At 58.9% G+C, this 14,242-nt stretch carries 6 protein-coding genes; 4 read left to right on the forward strand and 2 right to left on the reverse strand.

What is annotated here, in order from left to right:
- Window positions 1–90: 90 nt before the first annotated feature.
- On the reverse strand, window positions 91–1,596 hold the full coding sequence (locus RHM58_RS01970) for a glucosyltransferase domain-containing protein (protein ID WP_201256524.1): 1,506 nt from the start codon (window positions 1,594–1,596) through the stop codon (window positions 91–93).
- 237 nt (window positions 1,597–1,833) lie between these two features.
- On the opposite strand from RHM58_RS01970, the gene RHM58_RS01975 reads away from it, so the two are divergent.
- A complete protein-coding gene (locus RHM58_RS01975) occupies window positions 1,834–2,961 on the forward strand; it encodes an OpgC family protein (protein ID WP_322269542.1) in 1,128 nt (375 codons plus the stop codon).
- 218 nt (window positions 2,962–3,179) lie between these two features.
- Here the strand turns inward: RHM58_RS01975 and RHM58_RS01980 are convergent, their stop codons facing one another.
- Window positions 3,180–4,601 carry an amino acid permease gene (locus RHM58_RS01980; protein ID WP_201206371.1) on the reverse strand — a complete coding sequence of 474 codons (1,422 nt, stop codon included), beginning with the start codon at window positions 4,599–4,601 and terminating at the stop codon, window positions 3,180–3,182.
- A gap of 628 nt (window positions 4,602–5,229) precedes the next feature.
- Here RHM58_RS01980 and RHM58_RS01985 point away from each other — a divergent pair.
- From RHM58_RS01985 to RHM58_RS01995, 3 genes are all read left to right on the forward strand, one after another.
- Window positions 5,230–5,688 carry an REP-associated tyrosine transposase gene (locus tag RHM58_RS01985; RefSeq protein WP_201256522.1) on the forward strand — a complete coding sequence of 153 codons (459 nt, stop codon included), beginning with the start codon at window positions 5,230–5,232 and terminating at the stop codon, window positions 5,686–5,688.
- A 289-nt stretch (window positions 5,689–5,977) separates the two neighbouring features.
- The gene (locus tag RHM58_RS01990) at window positions 5,978–9,100 is read left to right on the forward strand and encodes a transglycosylase domain-containing protein (RefSeq protein ID WP_322269543.1); all 3,123 of its coding nucleotides are present in this window, start codon (window positions 5,978–5,980) and stop codon (window positions 9,098–9,100) included.
- A 330-nt stretch (window positions 9,101–9,430) separates the two neighbouring features.
- Window positions 9,431–14,239 (forward strand): NEL-type E3 ubiquitin ligase domain-containing protein, encoded by a 4,809-nt coding sequence (locus RHM58_RS01995; RefSeq protein ID WP_322269544.1) that lies wholly within the window; start codon window positions 9,431–9,433, stop codon window positions 14,237–14,239.
- Window positions 14,240–14,242 lie beyond the last annotated feature (3 nt).

Genomic DNA, 14,242 nt, shown 5'->3' on the forward strand with positions numbered 1-14,242 from the left:
TCAGGAGTCTGTCAAACTAAAATCATGAGCGGGAGCCGTCTACTGTAAGAAGTTACAGGGCGGCTGTTGTTCCTGACAGACGGTCACGACTCACCAGCGCAGCGCAGTGATCGGCGCCGGCTCTTTCATGACGATAAAACCGTAATCCCCCAGCAGATAAATGCGGTAGTACTGGCTATCCACCAGCGGCACAAACCCTTGATAGCCGACCCGCGTCGCGTTGCGCCGCTCTCTCTCGGCGACCACGTTGGTGATGCCGACCTTCGGCAGGTTTTCGGCCAGCATGTAGTAGTCGGTGTTGAGCAAATAGCGCAACACCGGCATCTGTTTGAATGAACCGGCGGCGCCCGACAGCCAGTGATCGGAATACGTCACCGACATATAAATACGTTTGGCATCGCGCAGTGCCGGGCGCGACGCAATGTCGTAGCTCAGGGCATACAGCGCGCTGTTGGCGAAGGTCTTCTGCACCATCAGCACCCGCCCGTAGGCGAAGGACAACGACAGCATGGCCAGCAGCGGAATCAATAGCAGCAACGGCAGTCGTTCATGCACAGCGGCCAGCACCAGATGACTGAGGTAGAACAGCAGCAACATCAGCACGGCAAAGCCCATAAAGGTTCGGGCGCCTTCATTGAAGTCGCGAAATAACAGTGCGATACCCGATACCAACACCACGGTAGCGGGCACGATCAGCAGACACAGCACGCCGATCAGGGCTTTCTTCTGCCCCGCCTCCCGGCGCTCAAGCAGGCGTCGTCCCACTTGAACGCTGCCGGCAGCCGCGCACAGCAACAACGCGGCAAACACCCAAGCGAATCCGCCGTGGAACAACAGCATGACTTTTTCCAGCACCCGGCCCGCGTTGATTTCGGCTTGCAGCAGAGGATCCGCCGTCCAGTTCAGCAACAGGGTGCGACTCTGATTCATGTAGGCGTAAGCCGTAGCGCCGTAGATCAACCAGGCCAGCCCCGTTTGCGCCAGTTTCCAGCCGATCAAGCGGTACCACTCGGGCCAGGGGCGCCGGTCATTCGCGAATCGCAGCAACTCCAGACAACACAGCCCGAAAAACACATTGATGCTGACTTGGTACAGCCCGATGGCCAGCGCAATCAGCAACGCAGGCACGATCCATTGCTGGACGCGGGAGGCGCTGCGAAAGGTGATCGCGAAGATCACGGCCACCAGGCTCAAGACCATGGCCGGCCCGTCGTATTGATAGGAAAGGTTTTGCAGAAAAAACGGGTTGTACCAGAGCGCGAGCACCACCAGACAGTGGGATAACCTCGGCTCGGCAAAGTAATGGAAGGTCAGGCGGGTCAATGCCCAGGCCATGGCCAACGAGGCAATCAACAACGGTAACGGGAAGATGTTCGGCGCTGCACCGCTGAAGGTCATCGCGTTGTAAAACAGCTGTGTGAATAACCGCCCCTCCCCGGCCCAGCCCAAACCGGCGGCCAGTGAGCGCCAGTTGTCATCGATGTAGGAATAATCAGCGAGGATCAGCGGCAGGACGTAGGCAAAGGTTGCGAACACAAAGAACAGCCAGACCCGACGGCCGCCGAGTTCTCTGTCGAGCCATTCGCCGATCCTCATGCCCGTGCCCCTTGGGGTGCCCACGCTCAAGCCATGAAACTTTGAACCCGGCGCCGGGCATACATCACCGGCTTTTAGACAGACGGCGTAGCCGGGCAATACCCGGAGACATCCCGAAATATCCCGCCTTTGCAATTAGCGGCCAACCACGGCACCCTGCGCGCCGCCGACGTGCGGCATGCACCTTTTGCGCAGCGCTCCACTCCTAACTCAACACCCGTTCAAGAGCCCTCAGTCATGACGTCTGAACGCGATCATCGAATCGACTTTTTTCGAGGCCTGGCCCTGATCTTCATTTTTTGGGATCACGTGCCGCATAACCCCCTCGGCCAGATTACCCCGCGTAACTTCGGGTTCAGCGACGCAGCCGAAATCTTCGTGTTCCTCGCCGGGTACGCGGCAGTCCTGGCCTACGGCAAGATCCTTGCGCGCGATGGTTACCTGATCGCTTGCGTGAAGATCCTGCGCCGCGCCTGGGTGCTTTACGTGGTGCATATCTTCCTGCTGGCGATGCTGATGGGCATTGTGTTCTTCGCCAACAGCCATGTGGAAACCCGCGACCTGGTGGAAGAAATGGGCATGCACCACTTCATCACCAATCCTCAGCAGGCCTTGGTGGATGAGTTGCTGCTGCGCTTTAAACCGAACCTTATGGACCCGTTGCCGCTGTACATCGTGCTGCTGGCGGGTTTGCCGTTGGTGCTGCCGATGCTGGTGCGCAAAGCCTGGGCGGTCGTGGCCATGTCGTTGACCGTGTACCTGTTGGCGCCGTGGTTCGGCTGGAATCTGGCGGCGATCAAGGATGGCGTGTGGTACTTCAACCCCGTCGTCTGGCAATTGCTGTTTGTGCTTGGCGGCGCCACGGCGATCCACGGGCAGCGACCACGCTTGCCCGAGACTCGCCCGCTGATGCGCCAGCCGTTGTTTGTCAGTGCGGCGGTGTACGTGGTGGTGGCCGGTGTCATTACCGTCTCTTGGCGCTGGCCGGACATACACGACGCCGTGATGCCGGCCGCCCTGAGCAATCTGTTGTACCCGATCAGCAAGACCGACCTGTCGCCGGTGCGGCTGGTGCATTTCCTGGCATTGGCCTACGTCACCGCCAAGTTGCTGCCCGGTCGCGGCTGGACGCAAAACTGGCTGGCACAGCAAAGTTGCCGCATGGGCCGTTATTCGCTGGAAGTCTTCTGCCTGGGGGTGCTGTTGGCGCCTTTGGCGGACATGGTCAATGCCATGACCGACGATGCGTTTGTCATGCAGGTCTTCACCGCGCTGGTGGGGGCCGGGTTGATGGCGTTGTTGGGGGCCTGGCTGGATTTCAACAAGCGGTTGACCCGGCCTGTTCAAACCTTGGCAGTCAATTGATTGATGCCCGGTTTTTGTGGCGAGGGAGCTTGCTCCCGCTCGGCTGCGAAACAGTCGTAATCCGGTCGATGCTGTACACCTGAAGGATTGCGGTGTCTGCATTTAGGGCCGCTGCGCGCCCCAGCGCGAGCAAGCTCGCTCGCCACAGTAAACTACGTGCCGCAACAAAAAGCCCCGATCATCAAGACCGGGGCTTTTGCGTTTCAGGCGTTACACACTCAAGAAACCGAACGCGCCGCGCCTTGCGTCACGTTGGTTGGTTGCAGCTTGAACACGTAGAACAACACCGTCAGCAGCACCAGGAACGCCGGTCCTACATACAGCGCCACGCGGGTGTCCGGGAAGTACGCCATCAGGCCGACCACCAGCACCAAAAACGCCAGCGCCAGGTAGGAGCTCACCGGGTACAGCCACATCTTGTATTTAAGACCGGCACGTTCACTGGCGCTCAGACCTTTGCGGAATTTGAGCTGGGCCAGCAGGATCATCACCCAGGTCCAGATCGCGCCGAAGGTGGCAATCGCGGTGACCCAGACGAAGACTTTTTCCGGGACCATGTAGTTGAGCAGCACACCCAGTAACAGCACGAAGATCGACAGCAGCAACGCGCGACGAGGTACACCATTGCTCGAGGTGGTGGCGAAACCGGCCGGGGCCTGGCCGTTCTGCGCCAGACTGTAAAGCATGCGGCCGGTGCTGAAGATGCCACCGTTGCAGGACGACAGCGCCGCGGTAATCACCACGAAGTTGATGATGCCGGCGGCGGTTTTGATGCCCAGACGCTCGAACGTCATCACGAATGGGCTGCCTTGGGTGCCGATTTCATTCCACGGGTAGATCGACAGGATCACGAACAACGCACCGACGTAGAACAACAGGATCCGCCAGAACACCGAGCCAATCGCGTTGGGAATGGTCTTCTGCGGGTTCTTCGCTTCACCGGCGGTCAGGCCGATCATTTCGACGCCGAGGTAGGCGAACATCACCATTTGCAACGACATCAACACGCCTTGCACGCCGTTGGGCATGAAGCCGCCGTGGGCCCACAGATTGGAAATTCCCAGTGCTACACCGTCGTTACCGAAGCCGAACGCAATCACACCGACACCCCCGACGACCATCGCAATGATGGTGACGATCTTGATCAGGGCGAACCAGAATTCGAATTCACCGAAGGCTTTCACCGCGATCAGGTTGATGGTGCCCATGCTGATCAGCGCCGACAGCGCCCAGATCCAGCGCGGCACCTCGGGGAACCAGACGCCCATATACACCGCCACGGCGGTGATTTCCGCGACGCAAGTCACCAGCCACAGGAACCAGTAGTTCCAGCCTGTCAGAAAGCCTGCCAGTGGGCCGAGATAATCTTGAGCGTAACGGCTGAAGGAACCGGCGACCGGGTTGTGCACGGCCATCTCGCCGAGGGCGCGCATGATCACCAGGATCGCGAGACCACCGATGATGTAGGACAGCATGATGGCCGGGCCGGCCATTTCAATAGCCTTGGCCGAGCCGAGAAACAAGCCGACGCCGATACAGGCTCCGAGCGCCATCAAGCGAATATGCCGTTCGCCGAGTTCTCGTTTGAGCGGGCCGCCCTGAGCGGTCTCGCCTTGGGGCAGGTGATTGCCAACTGGCATAGGGGTGCAACCTCGTCTTGTTATTGGATGTGACCACCGAGTGTCGAAGCGTCGACCGATAAGCCGTTGCTTGTCTGAAACCGGGCCTGCCTCGTGGGCAAACCCGTCTTGTAGGACAAAACCTGCAAGATCAGCGGGCGTGCAGTATAAAAAGCTTATTGCAGGGATTTTCACTCTATAAACCAAAACATTTAGCGACAAGTCCCGCCAAAAGCCCGGTTTTCGGAGGGGCATTACCTGGGTTTATGCCCGGTCATCACCCGTAGAAACGGCGCCAAGTATTGCACAGCATTGGTGCATCGTCATGCTCAGACCTAGGTCGTATTTACCCCTCTGAAGTCTCTAGCTCAACCATTACAGACGATGACACCCTGTGGCGAGGGAGCTTGCTCCCGCTCGACTGCGCAGCAGGCGCAAACCCCAGTGATGGTGATTTATCAGGCACACCGCGACTACATGGGTTTGGGGCTGCTTCGCAGCCCAGCGCGAGCAAGCTCGCTCGCCACAGGAACGGGTCGTCACATTGATTCCTTCAACAAGTTCGGAATTTTCAGTCAGCAGTTGCAGCTTCAAGTAGGAAGGTGGCGGGCTAGGGTCATTTGAGGTCACTGCCAGAGGACGCAATGGAATGCATCCACATCCGAACTCACATTTATTGCGCCGCGGGCGTTTCTCTGAGCAGGGGCGGGGCTATCTCATTACTGTGGTCGTGCATCAACGCCGACCAATATTCAGCGATTGGCGATTGGGGCGCCTCTTAGTGGCTGAACTCCGGCGAGCCCATGAGCAGCGATGGGTCAACTCGATTGCCTGGGTCATCATGCCCGACCACTTTCATTGGCTGGTGCAACTCGAACAGCGCTCCCTGGCCCAACTCATGCAGGCCATCAAGTCTCGCAGCACACTGAGCGTCAACCGAGCGTCAGATACTCAAGGCGCATTCTGGCAAACCGGCTATCACGACCGGGCGATCCGCGATGGTGAAGATCTCCTGCCATCCGCTCGCTACATCGTTGCCAATCCATTGCGCGCAGGGCTGGTGGAGAAAATTGGCGACTACCCGCTCTGGGATGCCTGTTGGCTTTGAACACTGCCCCCAAGGTTTACCCCTCATTGTGGCGAGGGAGCTTGCTCCCGCTTGAGTGCGCAGCGCTCACAAAAAGGGGCCGCTTCGCAGCCCAGCGCGAGCAAGCTCGCTCGCCACAGGACAGTGTTCGACTTAAAAACCTGAATTAGCTGCCATGAAACAAAGCCCCATAGCCCAAAAATAGTCATGCCATTTCGAAATTTCTATGTTCACAATTTTTTCACCATCGCCAACCACCGTCTAAGCTTCAGACAAGTCCGATCAATCTGCGTGAATGGATCAGTCGACTATGGGCGCGTTATGGCAAAGCGATTCGAGCAAGACCGAAGTTCCAACTGAACGTGTGGATGACGCGCCGCCACCTGAAAAACCCCGCCGTTCCAAGCATGGCTGGAAGGCGTTCTGGTTGCTGCTGCTGATTATCCTGATCGTGCTGGGCCTGGCTGCCGCCAAGGAAATGCGCACCTCGAAGTTTCAGGCCCGGGAAGTCAGCAAATTTGCCGCGTCCCTGAGTTACGAACTGCAACCCGGGCCCAGCGACGCCATTCGCTACCCCGGCGCCGGCCCGTTCGATTTGCGGCTGGGCTACAGCTCGATGGGGGATTTCCTGCCGCGGCTGATCAAGCGTAACTATGTGATTGCCTCGCAAACCCGCTTTTCCCCGGCGCTGCTGAAGTACAGCGACCACGGCTTGTTCGTACCGTATTCGGAGAAAATCCAGGCCGGGCTGTCGATCACCGATTGCCGCGCCGCTCCGCTGTACCAGTTCAACTATCCGCAACAGCTCTATTCCAGCTTCGAATCGATCCCGCCGGTGGTGGTCAACAGTTTGCTGTTCATCGAAAACCGCTTCCTGCTCGACCCCCAGCAGCCCCTGGCCAACCCGGCGGTGGACTGGCCACGGTTTGGCATGGCCGCGTGGTCCCAAGTGGCCAAGCTGTTGCACATGCCGGGGCAGTCGGCGGGCGGCAGTACCCTGGCGACACAGCTTGAGAAATACCGCCACTCACCCGACGGCTTGACCGTGTCGGGAGCGGAGAAGATCCGGCAGATGATTTCCGCCAGCGTGCGCGCCTATCAGCCCGGCCCGCAAACGCTGGAGGTGCGGCAAAATGTGGTGCGCGACTACCTCAACAGCGTGCCGCTATCGGCCGTCCCCGGCCACGGCGAAGTGCATGGCATGGCCGAGGGCTTGCGTGTCTGGTACGGCGCCGATTTCAGCAAGGCCAATGAAAGTCTGGCCAGCACCGCCACGGATCCAAAAACCATGGCAGCAAAAGGCCTGGCCCTGCGTGAAATGCTCTCACTCATGATCGCCCAGCGCCGCCCTTCCCATTACCTGACCAAGGGCCACGAAGAACTGGCCGACCTCACCGACAGCCACATTCGCCTGCTCGCCCAGAACAACGTCATCGATGCACCGCTCGCCGCCGCCGCGCTGGCCAGTCAGGTGACCTACCGCGACTGGCAGACCCAACCGACCATCCAGCCGATCGAAACCAACAAAGGCATCAGCACCGCCCGCAGTCGTTTGGCCTCGATGCTTAACCGTCCGCTGTATGACCTCGACCGCCTCGATCTGTCGGCCACCACCACCTTGCAAAGCGATTTGCAGGCCCAGGCCACCGAATACCTCAAGCACTTGGCCGACCCTGTCTTCGCCGGGCAGATCGGCCTGATCGGCGAACGCCTGCTGACGCCGACCAGTACCACTCAGGTGCGCTACAGCTTCACCCTGTTCGAATTGACCCCGGACGGTTCGCGCGTGCGGGTACAGACCGACAGTACCGACCAACCCTTCGACATCAACGAAGGCAGCAAACTGGAACTGGGCTCCACCGCCAAGATGCGCGTGCTGACCACGTACTTGCAGATCATTTCCGAGCTGCACGATAAATACCTCGACAAGACCGTTGCCGAGCTGAAGAAAACTCCGGTTCCCGAGCAGGATCGTATTAGCCGTTGGGCCGTCGATTACCTGATCCAGAACTCCGACCGCAGCCTGCCGAAAATGCTTGGCGCAGCCCTGGACCGTAAATACTCGGCCAGCCCCGGCGAGGCGTTTTTCACCGGTGGCGGCCTGCACGTGTTCCATAACTTCCGCAATGAAGACAACGGCCGTATGCCAAGCCTGCGCGACGCTATACGTGAGTCGATCAACCTGCCGTTCATTCGGCTGATGCGCGACCTGGTGCGCTACAGCACCTATTCCGGACCCAACAGCAGCGCCGAATTGCTCGGCGATGACAGAGACCCGCGCCGTCAGGAATACCTGGCCCAGTTCGCCGACCGCGAAGGCACCTCGTTCCTATTGCGGTTCTGGAAGAAGTATCAGAACAAAGACACCGAAGCCCGACTCGATACCTTCCTCGACGGCATGCACCCCACCGCCATGCGCCTGGCCGCCGTGCACCGTTACTTGCTGCCGCAAGCCAGTCAGGAAAGCTTCAACCTGTTTGTGCGCTCACACCTCAAAGGCGTGAAAAGCACCGACAAGCTCAACGAAAAACTCACCGATGAGCGCCTCGACCGCCTCTATCAAAGCTACGGCCCCGGCGCCTACGACCTGCCGGACCAGGGCTTTATCGCCAAGGTCCACCCGCTGGACCTGTGGTTGATCGGCTACTTGCTGAACAACCCCGACGCCAAGTTCAGCCAGATCGTCAAAGCCAGTGAGTTTGAGCGCCAAGAGGTTTACAGCTGGCTGTTCAAGAGCAAGCACAAGGGTGCCCGTGACAGTCGTATCCGCACCATGCTCGAGATCGAAGCGTTCCTCGACATTCACCAACGCTGGCAGAAAGTCGGCTACCCGTTCGATCACCTGGTCCCTTCGCTGGCCACGGCCATCGGCAGCTCCGGCGACCGCCCGGCCGCGTTGGCCGAATTGATCGGCACCATCCTTAACGATGGCGTGCGGATGCCAACATTGCGCATCGACAGCCTGCACTTCGCAGCCAATACGCCGTATGAAACGCAGTTGATCAATGACCCGAACGTTGGCAAACGAGTGATGCCGTCCGAGGTGGCGACGGCCATGCGCGAAGCCTTGTCGCAGGTGGTAGACGCCGGTACCGCCAAACGGGTGGCCGGCAGTTTCAAACTGCCGAACGGCACACCGCTGGCCATGGGCGGCAAGACCGGCACCGGGGATAACCGCATCGAAGCCATTGGTGCTGGTGGGCGGATCCTCAGTTCGAAATCGATCAACCGCACCGCGACTTTCGTGTTCTACATCGGCGATCACCACTTCGGCACCTTGACCGCGTTCGTGCCGGGGCGCTCCGCTGAAACATTCAAATTCACTTCGGCGTTGCCGGTACAGGTGCTCAAAGGGATGGCGCCGATTCTGACGCCGTATTTGCAGCCGGGTCGCAACACTGAGTGTCAGGCACCAGCGGTGGTGCGGCGATGACGGCCACGTGAGTTTTCGATTTCTCCTACGGCTTAAACGGCATTAGTTACAAAGGTGGTAATTAAATACTTTCGGGACTCTGTTTTTTAATCATTAACACGACAACCTCCAACTTAAGGAACGGACATTTAGACTTTTATTCCTCACGCCAGCGGATAGTTTTAAGACTTCCCCTAAACGTGAAGACAACTCACCATGCTTCAGTTACAAACAGTAAACAACTGGGCTGAATCGGACAACTCCCATAACAATAAAGGTCGTCATTACTCACTGATTAAAGACACGACCAACCATTGTTTTACCCAGGCTTCAGTCAAAAGAAGCTTGGCATTGGGCAGCGTCCCGCCAATCCGCGAAAGCTGGTACAGCAGCGCCGGCCAAGCGCTTGAAAAGGCCAATATAGAGGCCTGGAACAGCCAAAACGCGGTAGATCGATTGCTCGACTCACTTCAAGATATCCATACCTTTGCCGAGCCCTTGCTCAGGTCTGCGCTAAAACAGCGCTATCGCCTGGACCTGGATGTGCAGGCAACATGGTTAAGGCTTTACATTCCCAAGGATCAACCCTGGTATGTGATCGATACTTCCGATGGCGTCATCACTCGAACCGTCTCCTTACTGGATGCGGCCTTGCATAATTTTTCAAGATCCGAAACCTTCCAAGAGCCGTCGGAGTTTATTACCAGGCCCGATCAGCGCGGGCACTTCGACGTGGTGCCCATCAAACATAAAATGACCATCAAACAATTCCAGACACTGTGCCGTGAACTGGATATCGGCGCCCGTTACAGGCGTCATCTTGAACATGTTCTGTTGCCGGCCAGCCCCGTGGCCGCCGGGGCCTTGCAGCATTTTGTCAGCCTCAACCGGATATCCGCACTCAAGGCCGCAGCGCACCTTGCGCTGAAGAGAAAAGACATCAGCCAAAATGCCCACAGCCTGGTGCTGGGCCTGGCCCACGGGCTCACGAGCCTGACCCTGGACGGCAAAGTCATGCAGGCGTGTGACCTGCGCCTGCTGGACACCACCCTGACCGGTATCGTGGTCTTCACGCCCGTGGAGCAACAGCAGAATATGGGCATCAGTCGAGTGCTGGTGTACGTCCCTCATGACCCGGAGCACCCGCTTAAGGAATACCCGTCGGGGACCGCCTGCCTGAGGGAAATGACCCGCCAACTGTTCGAAAACAAAGTCCTGCCGTCTACCGGCAAAACGTATCGACAATTCTTCAGCCAGTTCGTTGACCAGCAACAGCGCGGGCATTTTTTCGCCGGCCTGGAGCAACGCCTGAGCCAGGTAAAATGGCAGGAAAAGTCGCCGACCGATCCAAACCCAAGTTGGCGAGAAACGCCGGTCTCCAATCCCAACCTGCAGGTTTATGCAACGCCGATCAGCGGCCCACTCTGGGAGCATCTGTACCAGCAATCACTGAACAAGATTCTCAATGATGGCCGGGAGATCGCCGTTTCCACCGCCGACACCGACAGCCGAGCGCGTTGGGCCTGGTGGGACAACTTCAAGAAAATCCTCTCGGACATCTTCAATGTCGCGCTGATGGTGGTAACACCTTTTGTGCCAGGCCTGGGAGAACTGATGCTGGCCTACACCGCCTATCAACTGACCACGGATGTCATCGAGGGCGTGGTCGACCTGGCCGAAGGCTTGTGGGCCGAAGCCGCCGAACATGTGATCGGCGTGGTCACCGACGTCATTCAACTGGCGGCGTTTGGTGTCGGTGGCGCTATCGCCAGCGAGTTCAAGCTCAAGCTTTCACCGCTGATCGAAGGCATGACTACCGTGCAACTGCCCAACGGTAAAACCCTGTTGTGGAACCCCGACCTTGGCCCGTATGAGCAAAAGCACATCAGCCTGTCCAAAGATTCGACGCCCGACGCCCTGGGGCTGCATCACCATGAAGGCCAAGTCATTTTGCCTCTGGACGAGGGGCTTTATGCCGTAAAAAAAGATCCCGCTACCGGCGACCATCACATCCAGCACCCCAGTCGCCCCGACGCCTACACGCCGAAAGGGACCAACAACGGTCGCGGTGCGTGGCTGTTCGAAGGGGAAGATCCACGCAGTTGGGACGTCCAGACCCTGATGAAACGTCTTGGCCACAGCACCGATGGCTTCAGTGCCGAGCAACTGGAAGCCATCCGACTGGTCAGCAGCACGGAAGAAGGGGTGTTGCGCCGAATGCACGTCGAGCACAACCCGCCGCCGTTGCTGCTCGACGACACCCTCAAACGCTACAGGGCCTTCAATGATATTGGTGTGGCCCGTGAGCAAATTCGTTCGGGGCAGGCCATAGACCCGGCTTCCTACTGGTTCGAACAACTGGTCACCGAACTCCCTGGCTGGCCAGCGGATTGCGCGCTGAGCGTGTATGCACGGTCCGATCTGACCGGAATGTTTCGTACCTATGGCCATGCCCAAGCGTCCGCCAGCCAGACGCTGAACATCAGCCTCGGCGACGTGATGGCGGGCAAGCTCCCGGTGCGAGTGGTGGACTTTCTGAATGATGCGCAACTAGCTGATTTACTCGGTGCAAGCCTGCCAACCGATGAACGCGTACAAGCGCTGCGTGAGCACCTGGCTGCGCGGGTGGATGGGCGCAAGGCCGACCTCGCGCAATACCTGTATCGCGCCAGGGAGGTCAGCCACGATGCCAACGTTCAGCGATTGCAACAGCAGTGGCCGGACCTGCCGACGGACATCGCCGAAACCCTGCTGGCCAGTGCCGGAAAAGCCGAACTGGACGCGCTGACCCAACAGCAGCGCATTCCCCTGCGACTTAAAAGCCTGGCCCGCGAATGTGCCTTTGAAACCCGCGCGGCAAGGGCCAGCGAGGGGTTTTACCAGAACGCCCGTATCACCGCCGACACCGAGCGTTTGGCCCTGAACGTATTGCGGTTGAACAGTGACGCCTTTAATGGGCTGCGCATCGAAGTGCGCGACGGCACCTTCGACGGCCCGTTGCGTTGCCAGGCAGGCGCCGAAGATGCCACTAACGTCAGGGTGCTGGTACGTGATGAACGCGGGCGATACAAGGTGCGTGACAACGAAAATCGCATGCTGCACAGACCCTACAATCTGTATGAGTCGATCTTGCGCGCCATACCCGAAGCATCGCGCCTCGAACTCGGTTACCAACCCGGTCAGGGCGCCTGGTTCAAGGAGTGGCTGATGGCCAAGTCCGAAGCGGCGGCCGAACGCCGCACGGCGTTGCTGGAGCCACCGATCCGGCCGGTAGCGGAGCGCGAAACGACCCTATTGCTGCGAGGTCCGTCGCTGACCAAGCAGGCCCGAACCATTGAGCAACGGGTGCAGGATTTGTATCCGCATCTCAGCGAGCGGGAGGTGGATACCTTCGTGCGCTCTGTGCCTCGTGATGTTGACCCTGCCAAGGAGATGAAAAGCCTCGAACACGAACTGCACAAGCTACGCAACATACTGAGCCTCTGGGGGGATCAGATTACGCGGACTCTACCCGACGAGGTCGCCATTGCGCCCGACGCAGTCAGGCACATCGCTGAACGCCTGGTGGAGTGTTTCGAGAGAAAACCGCGGGTGTTCGATGAACGCAGCACTCATTTCGCCGGCGGGTATGCGCTGGACCTGTCCAGCGAACTACGGCATTACAACCTGGAGCGCTGGTGGAAAAAACTACCGGACATCAAAGACTACCTGAATCAGATCACCACCTTGAATCTGGATGGCATGGATTTCTCTCAACGCTCTGACGGGATGTTGCAAGACTTCACCCAGCTTCGCCGGTTCAGCGCACGACGCTGCGGCCTGACAGGCGTGCCGGCCGGGGTCGGCAAAATGTCCATGCTCGAAACACTGCGTCTGAGCGACAACCGCATCCGGCTGACAGATGAGGCATTGGTGCAACTTGGCAATCTGACACGCCTGCAAACCCTGCGACTTGAATACAACCCGCTGAGCCTGGCGCCGAATGTCCGGCGCATGCCACGCCTGAGGGTACTGAACCTGGCCTACACAGGCATCGACACATGGCCCGAGGGTTTGCTGGGCAAGTATCGTCCCCGGGGCTTTTTCCTTGATCTGTCGGGTAACCCGATCCGAACCATCCTCCGCGCCGTACGAGGCTCGAATAACGCATGGACTGTCGCCCGTGCGCGACTGGACTCCAGCAAACTGTTGGACGCCCACCGCCAGGCCTTTCACGAGTACCGCCGCTCGGTGGGCTTGCCCCGCGAGAACGCCTACGAGCCGCTGGCGCAAAACGCGCGGGACAAATGGCAGCTGAGTGACGACTCGTCACTGTGGGGCAATCGCTCCCCCGGCTTGGGCAACTACCGGGTCGAAGCCTGGGACAACCTGATGAGCGAAGACAACAGCGAAGGCTTTTTCAGGCTTATCGACAGCCTGACCACTTCCGCGGATTACCGGGCCGGCGGATGGGTACGGGAACAACTGTCGCGCCGTGTCTGGGAACTGATCGATGCCATGGATCTTGATTCGCCCTTGCGTGAAAAACTGTTCCGCACGGCTGAAAACCCGGAAAACTGTGAGGATGCCAGCTCCGAAATTTTCAACCGTATGGGCGTGCAGGCGCTCGTGTCCCAGGCGCACGCCTATTCGACGTCTGCCGCCGAACTGGAGTCCCGACTGGTAACGTTGAGCAAAGGTGCGACACGTCTGGATCGGGTCAACCAAATTGCCCTGGCCGATTCCCTGTCGCGCCCCGGCAGGGCCGAAGAAGTGGAAATCTATCTGGCCTATCAGACCGCATTGGCGCAACGCCTTGACCTGCCCTGGCAATCCGATTCCATGCTCTTCAGAGCCATCGCCGGGGTGACGGAGGACGCCATCGACCGGGCCTACGACACCGTGCTGGAGAGGGAGGTCGGCGACGGTCTGGTCAATGGCATGCTCGAACAACCGTTCTGGGAACAGTATCTGCGTGACATCTATCCTGACCGGTTCGAGGCCAATGATCGCCTCTATGATCAGCGACTGGATCGCCTCGAAGCATTGCGCGAACCCTCTGCCAATCGTGCGCCGATATCCGATCAGGAATACGCGCAACGATCCATTGATCTGGCCTACGAAAGACTCGAGCTGGCGCGAAGCCTGAGCCGAATGCTGTTGCAAAAGTACGGCCTGTAGACG

The organism is Pseudomonas sp. 10S4 (genome assembly GCF_034344865.1).
GTDB lineage: Bacteria > Pseudomonadota > Gammaproteobacteria > Pseudomonadales > Pseudomonadaceae > Aquipseudomonas.

Coding starts and splice junctions, on each gene's coding strand:
- RHM58_RS01985 (WP_201256522.1), top strand. CDS start 5,230: ATGCATCCACATCCGAACTCACATTTATTGCGCCGCGGGCGTTTCTCT.
- RHM58_RS01970 (WP_201256524.1), bottom strand. CDS start 1,596: ATGAGGATCGGCGAATGGCTCGACAGAGAACTCGGCGGCCGTCGGGTC.
- RHM58_RS01980 (WP_201206371.1), bottom strand. CDS start 4,601: ATGCCAGTTGGCAATCACCTGCCCCAAGGCGAGACCGCTCAGGGCGGC.
- RHM58_RS01975 (WP_322269542.1), top strand. CDS start 1,834: ATGACGTCTGAACGCGATCATCGAATCGACTTTTTTCGAGGCCTGGCC.
- RHM58_RS01990 (WP_322269543.1), top strand. CDS start 5,978: ATGGGCGCGTTATGGCAAAGCGATTCGAGCAAGACCGAAGTTCCAACT.